Consider the following 13,639-nt stretch of genomic DNA (forward strand, 5'->3'; position numbering starts at 1 on the left):
TCGCTACAGTGACGGCCCGTTTTTGTTGCCTTGCTAACGAATTATGACGCCCCTAGAACGATATCAAGCTGATCTGAAACGCCCGGAATTCTTCCATGACGCCGCGCAGGAAACCGCCGTGCGCCATTTGCAGCGTCTGTACGACGATCTGGTCGCGGCCTCGCAGAACAAACCGGGCCTGCTCGGCAAACTGTTTGGCAAGAAAGACCAGATGCCGGTCAAGGGCCTGTACTTCTGGGGCGGCGTTGGTCGCGGCAAGACTTACCTGGTCGACACCTTTTTCGAAGCCTTGCCGTTCAAGGAAAAGACTCGCACTCACTTCCACCGCTTCATGAAGCGCGTGCACGAAGAGATGAAGACCCTGGGCGGCGAGAAAAACCCGCTGACTATCATCGCCAAGCGCTTCTCCGACGAGTCGCGAGTGATTTGTTTCGATGAGTTCTTCGTCTCCGACATCACCGACGCCATGATCCTTGGCACGTTGATGGAAGAACTGTTCAAGAACGGCGTGACCCTGGTCGCGACCTCGAACATTGTGCCGGACGGTCTGTACAAGGACGGCTTGCAACGTGCGCGCTTCCTGCCGGCCATTGCGCTGATCAAGCAGAACACCGAGATCGTCAACGTCGACAGTGGCGTCGATTACCGTCTGCGTCACCTCGAGCAAGCGGAGCTGTTCCACTTCCCGCTGGATGCAGCCGCTCAGGAAAGCCTGCGCAAGAGCTTCCGCGCCTTGACGCCGGAATGTACGGCAGCCATCGAGAACGATGTGCTGGTGATCGAGAACCGTGAAATCCGTGCCGTGCGCACCTGCGATGACGTGGCCTGGTTCGACTTCCGCGAACTCTGTGACGGCCCGCGCAGCCAGAACGATTACATCGAGCTGGGCAAGATTTTCCACGCCGTGTTGCTCAGTGATGTCGAGCAGATGAGCGTCACCACCGACGACATCGCCCGACGCTTTATCAACATGGTCGACGAGTTCTACGACCGCAACGTGAAGCTGATCATTTCTGCCGAAGTCGAGCTCAAAGACCTCTATACCGGCGGTCGTTTGAACTTCGAGTTCCAGCGCACCCTCAGCCGCCTGCTGGAAATGCAGTCGCATGAGTTTCTGTCCAGGGCGCACAAGCCGTAGGGCGGTTCGGAAAATAAAAAAAGGCCTGCATATGCAGGCTCTTTTTTGTGCGCTGTAGAAACTGTCTGGCTCACCAAGCCCCCTGTGGGAGCGAGCCTGCTCGCGATTGCGGTCTGTCAGTCACCTCTTTTTTGGATGTGAGGCCGTCATCGCGAGCAGGCTCGCTCCCACAGTTGATTGTTGTTCTCTAGGGCTATGCCGCCTGCTGAAACTGCTGCCGATACTGGTTCGGCGACAACTCCGTGTGCTGGCGGAACAGCCGGGCGAAGAAGCTCGCGTCGTCGTAGCCGACTTCATAACTGATGGTCTTGATGCTCTTGCGGCTGGCGGACAACAAGCCCTTGGCGGTTTCGATGCGCAGGCGTTGCAGGTAATGCAATGGTTTGTCGCCGGTGGCGGTCTGGAAGCGGCGCATGAAGTTGCGGATGCTCATGCCGTGTTCGCGGGCCACGTCTTCGAAGCGGAATTTGTCGGCGAAGTGTTCTTCGAGCCAATGCTGGATCTGCAGGATGATCACGTCCTGGTGCAGTTTCTGCCCGCCGAAACCGATCCGTCCCGGCGCGTAGCTGCGCTGCACTTCATAAAGAATGTCACGGGCCACGGCCTGGGCCACGTTGGCACCGCAAAAGCGCTCGATCAGGTAAATGTAGAGGTCGCAGGCCGAAGTGGTGCCGCCGGCGCAATACAGGTTGTCGGCGTCGGTCAGGTGCTTGTCCTGATTGAGTTGAACCTGTGGGAAGCGTTCGGCGAAGGCATTGAAGAATCGCCAGTACGTGGTCGCTTCCTTGCCATTGAGCAGCCCGGCTTCGGCGAGCCAGAACACCCCCGTGGCTTCGCCGCACAGCACTGCCCCGCGGGCGTGTTGTTCGCGCAGCCACGGCAGCACCTGTGGATAACGTCTGCAGAGCGTGTCGAAATCGTCCCAGAAGGCGGGAAGGATAATGACGTCAGTATTTTCCAGGCCGCCGTCCACCGGCATGATCACATCGCTGAAGCTGTTCACCGGTTTGCCGTCGGGGCTGACCAGCCGGGTTTCAAACGCCGGTGTCAGGCCGTGGCCCAGTTGTTTGCCATAGCGCAGGCTGGCCAGATGGAAGAAATCCTTGGCTTGCATGAGGGTGGAGGCGAAAACCCGATCGATAGCCAGGATACTGACACGCCGCAAGGGCTTGGAGACTTGGTTAGACATAATTCAACTTTATTCTTATAGGGGAAAGTGGTCACCAGACGGCTGGATCGTCTTATTTTTTGTCGGGTGTGTCCAGTGTCCTGTATCGGAAGCGAGGCATAGTCTCTGAAGGTCAATTCCGTCTAACAAAACGACAGGTGCCCCATGATCCCCAGAACCTTGTTCAGTCCCGAGCACGAACTTTTTCGCGACAGCGTGCGAACGTTCCTCGAAAAAGAGGCCGTGCCGTTCCATGGGCACTGGGAAAAACAAGGCTATATCGAGCGCAATCTCTGGAATAAGGCAGGGGAGGCGGGGATGCTTTGCTCCCATCTGCCGGAAGAATACGGCGGGCTGGGGGTGGACTTTCTCTACAGCGCGGTGGTGATCGAGGAGGTCGGCCGTCTGGGGTTGACCGGGATCGGCTTTTCTCTTCATTCGGACATTGTTGCGCCTTACATCCTGCATTACGGCAGTGAAGCGCTGAAACACAAATACCTGCCCAAACTGGTGTCTGGCGAGATGGTGACGGCCATTGCCATGACCGAGCCCGGTGCGGGTTCCGACCTGCAAGGGGTGAAAACCACTGCGGTGCTGGACGGCGACGAATATGTGATCAACGGTTCGAAGACCTTCATCACCAACGGCTTTCTGGCTGACCTGGTAATCGTCGTGGCCAAGACCGATCCGAAGGCTGGGGCGAAGGGCACCAGTTTATTTCTGGTGGAGGCCAACACTCCGGGCTTCGCCAAAGGCAAACGTCTGGAAAAAGTCGGCATGAAGGCTCAGGACACCTCGGAGCTGTTTTTTCAGGATGTGCGTGTGCCGAAGGAAAACCTGCTGGGCCAGGCCGGGATGGGCTTCGCTTACCTGATGCAGGAATTGCCCCAGGAGCGTCTGACAGTCGCGGTGGGCGGCTTGGCGTCAGCCGAAGCGGCGTTGCAATGGACGCTGGATTACACCCGTGAGCGCAAGGCCTTCGGCAAGGCCATCGCCGATTTCCAGAACACCCGCTTCAAACTGGCTGAAATGGCGACCGATATCCAGATCGGCCGGGTCTTCGTCGATCGCTGTCTGGAACTGCATCTGCAAGGCGAGCTCGACGTGCCGACAGCGGCGATGGCCAAGTACTGGGGCACCGACCTGCAATGCAAGGTGCTCGACGAGTGCGTGCAATTGCATGGCGGTTACGGGTTCATGTGGGAATACCCGATCGCCCGGGCGTGGGCGGATGCGCGGGTGCAGCGGATTTATGCCGGGACCAACGAAATAATGAAGGAGATTATTGCGCGGTCGCTGTAATTTGCGGTGACTGGGCGGACGCCATCGCGGGCAAGCCACGCTCCCACAGGTTTGTGATTTCCTGTGGGAGCGTGGCTTGCCCGCGATTGGATCTAAAGATCAATCAAGGCGCAGGATTCGGCTGATCCTGGTGAATCGCCTCGATCCCCTCAATCACTTCATCGGACAGTTTCAGATCGAAGCTGGCAATGTTGCTGTCCAGTTGCTCAAGCGTGGTGGCGCCAATGATGTTGCTGGTCACGAACGGCTGCTGCGTGACGAACGCCAGCGCCATCTGCGCCGGATCCAGGCCGTGTTCACGGGCCAGCGCCACATAACGGCTGCACGCTGCCTCCGATTGCGGGTTGAAGTAGCGACTGAAGCGGCTGTAGAGGCTCAGGCGACCTTTGGGTGGGCGCGCGCCACCTTCGTACTTGCCCGACAGGAAGCCGAACGCCAGCGGCGAGTAGGCGAGCAAGCCGCACTGTTCGCGGATGGCGATTTCCGCCAGGCCGACTTCGAAGCTGCGATTGAGCAGGTTGTAGGGGTTCTGGATCGATACGGCGCGCGGCCAGCCACGGGCTTCGGCGAGGGCGAGGAAACGCATGGTTCCCCACGGGGTTTCGTTGGACAGGCCGATGTGGCGGATCTTGCCGGCCTTGACCTGCTCGTCCAGCGCTTCAAGCGTGTCTTCGAGCGGGGTGAGGTTGACTTCGCTCTTGTGCTTGTAGCCCAGTTGCCCGAAGAAATTGGTGCTGCGTTCCGGCCAGTGCAACTGATAGAGGTCGATGTAATCGGTCTGCAAGCGCTTGAGGCTGGCGTCCACGGCTTCGACGATATGCTCGCGATTGTGCTTGAGGTTTTTGTCGCGGATGTAGTCGATGGTGTTGCCGGGGCCGGCGATCTTGCTCGCCAGGATCCAGTCGGCCCGATCGCCGCGACTTTTGAAGTAGTTGCCGATGTAGCGCTCGGTGGTGGCGTAGGTTTCGGCTTTGGGCGGCACCGGGTACATCTCGGCGGTGTCGATGAAATTGATCCCGGCGCCCTTGGCGCGTTCGATCTGGGCGAAGGCTTCAGCCTCGCTGTTTTGCTCGCCCCAGGTCATGGTGCCGAGGCAGATTGCACTCACGTTCAGATCGGTACGTCCTAGCTGGCGATAGTCCATCGGGTGCTCCTTGGGCAAAACAATCATAAAAGCAGGTTGAAATATTTTTCGCAATCTGCATAATTGCGCACCTCTTTCTGCAGTGGAAGTGATGCGCCGCCGCCGAAGAATCTTGCCGTTGAACGGACGCGCCGACCCGAGCCCCCGAAAGCGTCTGTATCCGGCTGCCTTTGACTTGTCAAAGTACGCACTATTCAGTAAGATCCGCCGTCTAATTTACAGGGCGGCCCCTGAGGCTATAAAGAATGAAAACTTTTACTGCTAAACCGGAAACAGTACAGCGCGACTGGTTTGTCGTCGACGCTGCAGGTCAGACCCTGGGTCGTCTGGCCACCGAAATCGCGAGCCGTCTGCGTGGCAAGCATAAAGCTGAGTACACTCCTCACGTTGACACCGGCGATTACATCGTCGTTATCAATGCCGAGCAGATTCGTGTAACCGGTGCTAAAACCACCGACAAAATCTACTACTCCCACTCCGGTTTCCCGGGCGGCATCAAGTCGATCAACTTCGAAAAGCTGATCGCTAAAGCCCCTGAGCGCGTGATCGAGACCGCGGTCAAAGGCATGCTGCCTAAGAACCCGCTGGGTCGCGACATGTATCGTAAGCTGAAAGTCTATGCGGGCGCTGTACACCCTCATACTGCTCAGCAGCCCCAAGAACTGAAGTTTTAACGGAATAGTTCATTATGTCGGCGACTCAAAATTACGGCACTGGCCGTCGCAAGACCGCAACCGCACGCGTTTTCCTGCGTCCGGGCACTGGTAACATCTCCATCAACAACCGTTCGCTGGATAATTTCTTCGGCCGCGAAACTGCCCGCATGGTAGTTCGTCAGCCGCTGGAATTGACTGAGACTGTCGAGAAGTTCGACATCTACGTCACCGTGATCGGCGGTGGTGTAAGTGGTCAAGCTGGCGCGATCCGCCACGGTATCACTCGCGCTCTGATGGACTACGACGAAACTCTGCGCGGTGCTCTGCGCAAAGCCGGCTTCGTAACCCGCGATGCACGTGAAGTTGAACGTAAGAAAGTCGGTCTGCGTAAAGCGCGTAAGCGTCCGCAGTACTCGAAGCGTTAATTCGCTTTCACGTTCAAAAAGAACGCCCAGTTTCCTTGCGAAGCTGGGCGTTTTTTTATGGGTGCGATTTATCAGAGAATTGCGCTGTGACAACTTGCCACATCCGCAGAGGCCCTATACTGCAAGGCTTGGCAGTGGAGCCTCTGGGTAATTACCTTGTCAGAATTGGGGCTTTTCATTACCATTCGGCAAAATTTTTATAAGTTCAGATTTTTACTTAGTAGACGCCTGATTTAACAGGCCACAAAGCTGATGGGAGAGGACTGAATGAGCAATGACGGCGTGAATGCAGGCCGGCGTCGCTTCTTGGTAGCAGCCACATCCGTGGTGGGTGCTGCAGGAGCGGTGGGGGCTGCGGTCCCGTTCGTGGGGTCATGGTTTCCCAGTGCCAAGGCGAAAGCCGCAGGTGCACCGGTGAAAGTGAATGTCAGCAAAATTGAGCCAGGTCAGCAAATGATTGCTGAGTGGCGCGGTCAGCCGGTGTTCATCGTCCGCCGTACCGAGGAAATCCTGGGGAATCTGAAAAAGATCGAGGGCCAGTTGTCTGACCCCGCCTCCAAGAACTCTACGCAACCGACCTATGTTGACCCGCAGACGCGTTCGATCAAGCCAGAAGTCCTGCTGCTGATCGGTATCTGCACACACCTGGGTTGCTCACCGACCTTCCGTCCGGAAGTGGCTCCTGCGGACCTGGGCAAGGATTGGGTCGGGGGTTATTTCTGCCCTTGCCACGGTTCTCACTACGATCTGGCTGGCCGCGTCTACAAGTCGCAACCCGCGCCTTTGAATCTGCCAGTTCCCCCGCATTCCTATGAGACCGATGACATCATTGTCATTGGCGTCGATACGGAGAAAGCGTGATGAGCAAGTTCATGGATTGGGTTGATGCGCGCTTCCCCGCGACCAAAATGTGGGAAGACCATCTCAGCAAGTACTACGCCCCGAAGAACTTCAACTTCTTCTACTTCTTTGGCTCCCTGGCACTGCTCGTTCTGGTCAACCAGATCGTTACCGGTGTCTGGCTGACCATGAGCTACACCCCGTCGGCGGAAGAAGCGTTTGCCTCCGTCGAATACATCATGCGCGACGTCGAGTACGGCTCGATCCTGCGTCTGCTGCACTCCACCGGCGCTTCGGCGTTCTTCATCGTGGTTTATCTGCACATGTTCCGTGGCCTGCTCTACGGTTCGTACCAGAAGCCACGTGAGCTGGTGTGGGTGTTCGGCATGCTGATTTACCTGGCGCTGATGGCTGAAGCCTTCATGGGTTACCTGCTGCCGTGGGGCCAGATGTCCTACTGGGGCGCCCAGGTGATCATCTCGCTGTTCGGTGCGATTCCAGTCATCGGTAACGACCTGACCCAGTGGATCCGTGGTGACTACCTGATTTCCGGTATTACCCTGAACCGCTTCTTCGCCCTGCATGTGGTTGCCCTGCCGATCGTGATCCTCGGTCTGGTGGTGCTGCACGTTCTGGCGCTGCACGAAGTCGGTTCGAACAACCCCGACGGCGTGGACATCAAGAAACACAAAGACGAAAACGGCGTACCGCTGGACGGCATTGCCTTCCACCCGTATTACACCGTGAAAGATATCGTCGGCGTGGTGGTGTTCCTGTTCATCTTCTGCGCCATCGTGTTTTTCTTCCCGGAAATGGGCGGGTACTTCCTCGAGAAGCCGAACTTTGAAGTGGCGAACGCCTTCAAGACCCCTGAGCACATCGCTCCGGTCTGGTACTTCACGCCGTTCTACGCGATTCTGCGGGCGGTTCCGGACAAGCTCCTGGGTGTTGTTGCCATGGGTGCTTCGATTGCCTTGCTGTTCGTCCTGCCCTGGCTTGACCGTAGCCCGGTCAAGTCCATGCGCTACAAGGGTTGGCTGAGCAAGATCTGGCTCTGGGTGTTCTGCATCTCCTTCGTGATTCTTGGCTGGCTGGGCGTCATGGCGCCTACCCCGGAACGTACGTTGCTGTCGCAGGTTTGTACCTTCCTGTACTTCGCCTACTTCATTCTGATGCCGTTCTACACCAGGCTCGAGAAGACCAAACCGGTTCCGGAAAGGGTGACTGGCTGATGAAAAAGCTATTTGCTGTACTGATTCTTGCGGCGATGCCTGCACTGTCTTTTGCGGCCGAGCACGGTGGTCCAGAGCTGGAAAAGGTCGACATCGACGTTTCCGACAAAGCTGCCATGCAGGACGGCGCGCGTACGTTCGCCAACTACTGCATGGGTTGCCACAGCGCCAAGTTCCAGCGTTACGAGCGTGTCGCCGATGACCTGGGCATTCCTCATGAGCTGATGCTCGAGAAGCTGGTGTTCACCGGCGCCAAGATCGGCGACCACATGAACATCGGCATGCAGCCAGCTGACGCCAAGACCTGGTTCGGTGCAGCGCCGCCGGACCTGACGCTGGTGGCTCGCGTTCGTGGCACGGACTGGCTCTATGGCTACCTGCGTTCGTTCTATGAAGACCCGTCGCGTCCATGGGGCGTGAACAACAAAGTGTTCCCGAACGTCGGCATGCCTAACGTTCTGGTCGGCCTGCAGGGTCGTCAGGTGGTAGGCTGTAAACAAGTTCAAATCGTCGAAGACGGCAAGAAGCAATACGATCCGCTGACCGGCACCGCTTTGACTCATGAAGCTTGCGATCAACTGACGGTATTGCCGAAAACCGGCGCGCTGAACGAAGAGCAGTTCGATGAGAAGGTCAAGAATCTGGTGACCTTCCTGGCCTACTCGGCCAACCCGGTGAAGCTGCAGCATCAGCGCATCGGTACCTATGTGTTGCTGTACCTGGCGTTCTTCTTCGTATTCGCTTACTTGCTCAAGCGTGAATACTGGAAAGACGTCCATTGATAAAGCTGTAAGCCATTGCTGTTAATCGCGCGCGCCCAAGGGCGTCTCTAAGGTGTAACGAGTCTGGTGAGCCAGGCGTTACGGGAGGCGCCCTCTGGGCGCGTGTGTTTTTCCGTTTTCGATAATTTCAACAAGCGAGGAGGACCGCCATGGGCGTGACCAATCGGTTGGCCTGTTACTCCGACCCCGCCGACCACTATTCCCACCGAGTGCGCATCGTACTTGCAGAGAAGGGTGTCAGCGCCGAGATCATTTACGTGGAAGCTGGTCGCCAGCCGCCTAAACTGATCGAAGTGAACCCTTACGGAAGCCTGCCCACCTTGGTCGATCGTGACCTGGCGTTGTGGGAGTCGACCGTGGTGATGGAGTATCTGGATGAGCGTTACCCGCACCCGCCGTTACTGCCGGTTTATCCCGTGGCGCGTGCCAACAGTCGTCTGCTGATTCATCGTATTCAGCGTGACTGGTGTGGCCTGGTGGATCTGATTCTGGATTCGCGGACCAAGGAGGCAGCCCGTGTCGTGGCTCGTAAAGAGCTGCGCGAAAGCCTGACAGGCGTGTCGCCGTTGTTCGCCGACAAGCCGTTTTTCCTCAGTGAGGAACAAAGTCTGGTGGATTGCTGCCTATTGCCAATACTCTGGCGATTGCCGATTTTGGGTATAGAACTGCCGCGGCCTGCCAAGCCGCTGCTTGATTACATGGAGCGCTCGTTTGCGCGTGAGGCATTCCAGGCGAGTCTGTCTGGTGTCGAACGCGATATGCGCTAAGGCTTAAGGAGCCGCTATGAACTCCAGTCGACCTTATCTGGTCCGCGCGCTCTACGAGTGGATTGTGGACAACGATTGCACCCCGCACATGCTGGTCAATTCCGAGTACCCGTCGGTGCAGGTGCCTCAAGGGTTTGCCAGTGAGGGGCAGATTGTCCTGAACGTATCCCCGGCGGCCGTGCGTCATTTGCACATGGACAACGAGGCGGTCAGCTTCGAAGGGCGCTTCGGTGGCGTGCCACACACTCTGTACGTGCCTATCGCGTCGATCCTGGGCATTTATGCTCGGGAGAACGGTCAGGGCATGGTGTTCGATCTGGAGTCGCCTCTGGAAGACGAGGAAGAGATCGAGCCGGATGATGATGTTCCGCCACCCGACAGTGAGCCGCCGCGTCCCAGCGGTCGACCGAGTTTGAAGGTGGTGAAGTAATAAAAAAGGCGATCCGAATGGATCGCCTTTTTTATTACGTAGGAGCTGCCGAAGGTTGCGATCTTTTGATCTTAAAAAAGCCAAATCAAAAGATCGCAGCCTTCGGTAGCTCCTACAGGGGCGATGGCGATCTCGAGGATGCCATCGCCGGGCAAGTATCAGTCGATGTACTCAAACAACTTCACAATCTTCTGCACGCCGGAAACGCCTTGTACCAGATTGGTCGCCTGCGCCGCTTCCTGCTTGGTCAGCAGGCCCAGCAGGTAGACGATACCGTTTTCAGTCACGACCTTGATGCGCGAGCCGGGGATAGAGGCATCGGTGAGCATCTGGGTCTTGATCTTGGTGGTCAGCCAGGTGTCGTTCTGGCGTGCCAGCAGTGAGGACGGTTGCAGCACTTGCAGTTCGTTGTGCACTTTCTTTACACGCTGAACGGAGGCGGCAACCTGTTCGGCCTTGGCCTTGAGGTCGGCGCGAGGGGTTTGCCCGGCCAGCAGCACCACACCGTTGAAGCTGGTGACGACGATGTGCGAGTCGTTGTCCAGGGCTGGATCAGCCTTGGCGATGTTCACGCCGACCTTGGTGTCGATCAGGGAGTCGTCGATTTTGCTGCCGAAGGTGCGGGTGCCGCGGTCATCGTCGATTGGCGCTTCACGGCTGGCGTTAACCACCGAGGTGCAGCCACTGATGCCGAGGCACAGGGTCAAGGCCAGAAGGCCTAGGCGATTAGGGGTCATTCTTCACTCCCGAACAGTTGGCTGTCGATCAAGTCGCAAAGGCAATGGATCGCCAGCAGGTGGACTTCCTGAATACGTGCAGTGACGTTGGCCGGTACGCGAATCTCGACGTCCTCGGGCAATAGCAGTGACGCCATGCCGCCGCCATCACGACCCGTCAATGCTACGACAATCATTTCACGATCATGTGCGGCCTGGATCGCTTGAATTATGTTTGCCGAGTTGCCGCTGGTGGAAATCGCCAGCAATACGTCACCCGGCTGGCCGAGGGCGCGAATCTGTTTGGAGAAGATTTCGTTGTAGCTGTAGTCGTTGGCGATCGAGGTGATCGTCGAGCTGTCGGTGGTCAGCGCGATGGCCGGCAGGCTCGGGCGCTCGCGTTCGAAGCGGTTGAGCAATTCGGACGAGAAGTGCTGTGCGTCACCGGCAGAACCGCCGTTGCCGCAGGAGAGCATTTTGCCCTCGTTGAGCAGGGCGTTGACCATGACCTGGCTGGCTTGCTCGATGTGCGGTGCAAGTACGTCCATCGCCTGTTGCTTGGTGTCGATACTGGCCTGAAAAAGCTGGCGAATTCGCGATTGCATGTCCATCTGTGTGACCTTAATTAGCGCGGCTACTCGGCACATGAATGTGCAGCCCGCAAAGCAAAGAGCAAAAGTGTTGGGTAAAGGTGTCCGGTTCGGGGCGCAAGCGATCAGCTGTCGAAGGCATTCTGCAACCAGTTCAATTGATCAAGGCTGCTGTCGATGGCAACCACGTCGAAACGGCAGGGGGAATTGGCCCAACGCGACTCGCGCTGAAGAAAATACTGCGCGGCGAAAATCAGTTTCTGCCGTTTGCGCCCATCGATGCTATCGAGTGCGCCACCCCATTGGGTGTTTTTTCTGTAGCGGACTTCGACGAATACTACTGTATCGCCATCAAGCATGACCAGATCAAGCTCGCCGCGTTTACACAGCCAGTTCTGCGCCAGCAGGCGCAGACCCTGTTGCTGAAGATGCTCGAGCGCATGACGCTCGGCATCTTTACCGCTTTGCTGGCGTGACCTGTCGGGCATTAGCGCGAGGTGTCCGGCAGGCGTTGAACCTGACCGTTGGTGAACTCTGCCCATGGCAACTGGCGAACCACGCGTTGGTTCTGGGTCATGCCGAGGCTACCCGATTGACCTTCGATGCGGCTGTCCGGCAAGGCCTTGAGTTGTCCCAGGCGTGGTGCCAGGCGGTAGGCGTCAACACCCATCGCATACAGGCGGCCGAGGCTGGTACCGGCCTGTGGCCATTGTGCAGTGACTTGTTTGCGCAGTGGGTCATTGGCGTCCAGCAACCACGGGGTTTCGCAGAAGCGAACACCGTTCATGTCGTTGTACTCATTTACGTCGCCGCTGGCGCTGAACACATTGGAGGTCGCGTAGACAGGCACGTCACCGGCGTACTGGAAGTTCAGGGTCGGTTTGATCTGTTGTGCCTGTTTCGGGGAGGCCGCAAGGAAGATGAACTCGATGTCCTGACGGCGGGAAGGTTGTGCGGCGACTTGCGAGCCAACGGTGCTCTGCAGGGTTTTGGCGCGGCCTTCGCTCTGACGCAGTTGGAACATGTCGGCAATTTGTTGCGCCAGTTGTACTGGCTGGTCAATACGCTCGACGGCGACGATGCTACCGCCATTCGCCTGCCAGTCCTGACTGAACGCCTTCAATACGCGGTCGCCCCATTCACCTTTGGGCACCATGGCTGCGGCGCGATGCAGGCCGTCGGCGCGAGCGCGGCGGGACACTTCGCGGGCTTCGTCTTCAGCTGCAAGACCGAACTGGAACAGTTGGGCCGGACCTTGTTCGCCTTCGCTGTAGTTCAGCGCCAGGGTGGTGATCGGCAATTGCGGGCGAGTGCTGAGCTGTTTGACCAGCGGCTTCTCCAGTGGGCCAATGACCAGTTGCACGCCATCGGCCTGGGCTTTGCGATAGAAATCGTCCAGCGACATCCGCGGTGGCACAGTGGTCATTATCGAACTGTCATAAAATACGATGGCTGGCGGATTCTGCCCGGCTTGTTGCGCCTGGTAGTGAGCAGCCACGATACCTTCACGCAGTGCCTTGCTGGCAGCCGCCAGCGGGCCATCTGCTTGAGGCAGCAGCACGGCAATTTTGCTCAAAGGCTGGCTGGCCAGTTCCTTGAGTTTGGTCAGTGGCAGCGGCAGTTGGAGAGCGGCCGGGTGCTTTGGATTCTTCGCGCGCCAGTTGTCGATCGCGGCTTGCTGCTGTTCCAGGGTGCCAGCCGTTTTCACCGCCTGCGCCAGGCTCATCCAGCCGCCGAGGTCGTCATCGGTAGTCGGCTGCAATTGATCGGTCGGCAGCGAAGCGATCAGGGTCCAGATCGCTTCGTGGTTCTTGCTGGCGGCTTCACCTTCAAGCATTGGGGCAATGAAGATGCGCTCCCGTGCGGCGGGGAGGGTCTGGCCGTCGGCTTCAAGGGCGCGGGCATGCACGGTGCCGGTGCGAACCTGTTGTTCGACCGGCAGTTCGCCCAGGCGTTGCAGGCTCGGATGGCTCAGGAAGGTCAGCGCCGCTTTGGGCTGATTGCGGACCATGGCCAGTTCAGCCGCCAGGGTACTGGCGAAGACCTGTTGGCCAGGCTTGAGTTGTTCCATCGGTACTTGTTGCAGGATTTGCGCGGATCGGCCGGCATTGCCCTGACGATAAGCCAGGTCTGCCGCACTCAAGCGCAGCAAGGCTGCCTTGTCCGGCGTTTTGCTTTGAGCAGCCTGTTCGAGCAGTTGCTCGATACTGGCATCCGGGGTTCGTGGAAGTTCGCCAAGGCTGGAGGAGGGCGAGCTGGCGCAAGCCGCCAGCAAGGCAGCGAGGCAGAGGGCAGAGAACAGCCGCAGGCAAGCGATCATGTAAGTGTTCCTGATACTCGATCAAATTAGCGTGGAATTGTACCCAAGCGCTGGCCGGGACGCGATGTTACTGGCGTGAATCGATCAATTTAGCTCGTGCAAATGTTGCTGCACTGCACAAAAGGCTGG

Annotated in this window: 15 protein-coding genes; 9 read left to right on the forward strand and 6 right to left on the reverse strand. The window is 57.9% G+C overall.

Annotated features, from left to right (window positions below; translation table 11 throughout):
* Positions 1-43: 43 nt before the first annotated feature.
* The gene (zapE, locus tag QMK51_RS05230) at positions 44-1,138 is read left to right on the forward strand and encodes a cell division protein ZapE (protein WP_258699135.1); all 1,095 of its coding nucleotides are present in this window, start codon (positions 44-46) and stop codon (positions 1,136-1,138) included.
* Positions 1,139-1,331: 193 nt separating this feature from the next.
* On the opposite strand, the gene QMK51_RS05235 is transcribed toward zapE, so the two are convergent.
* Positions 1,332-2,228 carry a GlxA family transcriptional regulator gene (locus QMK51_RS05235; protein ID WP_320394480.1) on the reverse strand — a complete coding sequence of 299 codons (897 nt, stop codon included), beginning with the start codon at positions 2,226-2,228 and terminating at the stop codon, positions 1,332-1,334.
* Positions 2,229-2,471: 243 nt separating this feature from the next.
* On the opposite strand from QMK51_RS05235, the gene QMK51_RS05240 reads away from it, so the two are divergent.
* Positions 2,472-3,608 (forward strand): acyl-CoA dehydrogenase family protein, encoded by a 1,137-nt coding sequence (locus tag QMK51_RS05240; protein ID WP_320393348.1) that lies wholly within the window; start codon positions 2,472-2,474, stop codon positions 3,606-3,608.
* Between the two features lie 103 nt (positions 3,609-3,711).
* On the opposite strand, the gene QMK51_RS05245 is transcribed toward QMK51_RS05240, so the two are convergent.
* Positions 3,712-4,752, reverse strand: a complete 1,041-nt coding sequence (locus QMK51_RS05245) for an NADP(H)-dependent aldo-keto reductase (RefSeq protein ID WP_320393349.1) — start codon at positions 4,750-4,752, stop codon at positions 3,712-3,714.
* Positions 4,753-4,997: 245 nt separating this feature from the next.
* On the opposite strand from QMK51_RS05245, the gene rplM reads away from it, so the two are divergent.
* From rplM to QMK51_RS05280, 7 genes are all read left to right on the forward strand, one after another.
* Positions 4,998-5,426, forward strand: a complete 429-nt coding sequence (gene rplM / locus QMK51_RS05250; protein WP_007905295.1) for a 50S ribosomal protein L13 — start codon at positions 4,998-5,000, stop codon at positions 5,424-5,426.
* A gap of 14 nt (positions 5,427-5,440) precedes the next feature.
* Positions 5,441-5,833: a 30S ribosomal protein S9 gene (rpsI, locus tag QMK51_RS05255; RefSeq protein WP_003205364.1), complete on the forward strand. Its 393-nt coding sequence runs from the start codon at positions 5,441-5,443 to the stop codon at positions 5,831-5,833.
* 267 nt (positions 5,834-6,100) lie between these two features.
* Positions 6,101-6,694, forward strand: a complete 594-nt coding sequence (petA, locus tag QMK51_RS05260) for a ubiquinol-cytochrome c reductase iron-sulfur subunit (protein WP_258699138.1) — start codon at positions 6,101-6,103, stop codon at positions 6,692-6,694.
* Complete coding sequence (locus QMK51_RS05265) at positions 6,694-7,905, forward strand: cytochrome b (protein WP_258699139.1); 1,212 nt, start codon at positions 6,694-6,696, stop codon at positions 7,903-7,905. Before petA ends, QMK51_RS05265 begins: the two co-directional genes overlap by 1 nt.
* Positions 7,905-8,687: a cytochrome c1 gene (locus QMK51_RS05270; protein WP_258699140.1), complete on the forward strand. Its 783-nt coding sequence runs from the start codon at positions 7,905-7,907 to the stop codon at positions 8,685-8,687. The genes QMK51_RS05265 and QMK51_RS05270 overlap by 1 nt, the downstream gene beginning before the upstream one ends.
* Before the next feature lie 149 nt (positions 8,688-8,836).
* A complete protein-coding gene (locus QMK51_RS05275) occupies positions 8,837-9,454 on the forward strand; it encodes a glutathione S-transferase N-terminal domain-containing protein (protein WP_007905304.1) in 618 nt (205 codons plus the stop codon).
* Positions 9,455-9,470: 16 nt separating this feature from the next.
* Complete coding sequence (locus QMK51_RS05280; RefSeq protein WP_320393350.1) at positions 9,471-9,884, forward strand: ClpXP protease specificity-enhancing factor; 414 nt, start codon at positions 9,471-9,473, stop codon at positions 9,882-9,884.
* Between the two features lie 158 nt (positions 9,885-10,042).
* On the opposite strand, the gene QMK51_RS05285 is transcribed toward QMK51_RS05280, so the two are convergent.
* From QMK51_RS05285 to QMK51_RS05300, 4 genes are all read right to left on the reverse strand, one after another.
* Positions 10,043-10,621: a BON domain-containing protein gene (locus QMK51_RS05285; protein WP_007904376.1), complete on the reverse strand. Its 579-nt coding sequence runs from the start codon at positions 10,619-10,621 to the stop codon at positions 10,043-10,045.
* Positions 10,618-11,211: a phosphoheptose isomerase gene (locus QMK51_RS05290; RefSeq protein ID WP_007904374.1), complete on the reverse strand. Its 594-nt coding sequence runs from the start codon at positions 11,209-11,211 to the stop codon at positions 10,618-10,620. Before QMK51_RS05290 ends, QMK51_RS05285 begins: the two co-directional genes overlap by 4 nt.
* Positions 11,212-11,315: 104 nt before the next feature.
* Positions 11,316-11,678: a YraN family protein gene (locus QMK51_RS05295; protein ID WP_258699142.1), complete on the reverse strand. Its 363-nt coding sequence runs from the start codon at positions 11,676-11,678 to the stop codon at positions 11,316-11,318.
* Complete coding sequence (locus tag QMK51_RS05300; protein ID WP_320393351.1) at positions 11,678-13,510, reverse strand: penicillin-binding protein activator; 1,833 nt, start codon at positions 13,508-13,510, stop codon at positions 11,678-11,680. Before QMK51_RS05300 ends, QMK51_RS05295 begins: the two co-directional genes overlap by 1 nt.
* Between the last annotated feature and the right edge of the window lie 129 nt (positions 13,511-13,639).

Source organism: Pseudomonas sp. P9_31 (assembly GCF_034008235.1).
Lineage (GTDB): Bacteria > Pseudomonadota > Gammaproteobacteria > Pseudomonadales > Pseudomonadaceae > Aquipseudomonas.